This window comes from Streptomyces sp. SID13726 (assembly GCF_010548375.1).
Taxonomy (GTDB): domain Bacteria; phylum Actinomycetota; class Actinomycetes; order Streptomycetales; family Streptomycetaceae; genus Streptomyces.
In genome coordinates, this window is record NZ_JAAGLY010000315.1 from 1 (window position 1) to 487 (window position 487).

Consider the following 487-nt stretch of genomic DNA (forward strand, 5'->3'; position numbering starts at 1 on the left):
ACGGCGGCGGTCAGCCGGAGGGAAGCGGACAACTGGCGCACGGGGCACCTCCTGGGGGTCCCCCGGCGGCGGCCGGAGGTGGGCGGTCAGGGTCCGCGGAGAGCGGGTCAATGTGCCCAACTCCCTTTACCCCGTAAGGGACACGCCCTCGGGGACACCGCCCGGCCCCACGACCCGGGCCGACAGCGGCCCCACCACTGGGGCCTCAGGCGAACAACTGCCGCGCCACCTGCGACCCCAGCGTCACCGCACCGAGCCCGGCCAGCACCGAGGCCGCCACGTTCGCCGCCGCCAGGAACCGCCAGCCGCGCTCGTACAGCCGCAGCGTCTCGTACGAGAACGTCGAGTACGTGCTCAGCGCCCCGCACAGCCCCGGGCCCAGCAGCAGGCTCAGCCGCCCGGAGGCCGCACCGGCCAGCACCGCCCCGGTCAGCACCCCGAGCACCAGGCACGCACCCGCGTTCACCACGAACGTCCCCCACGGGAA

Annotated in this window: 1 protein-coding gene; it reads right to left on the bottom strand. The window is 74.9% G+C overall.

The genetic code is table 11. The annotated features are described in order from the left end of the window. Nucleotides 1-205 precede the first annotated feature (205 nt). On the bottom strand, nt 206-487 hold a 282-nt coding region (locus tag G3I78_RS47820), incomplete at its 5' end, for a CrcB family protein (protein WP_164436882.1).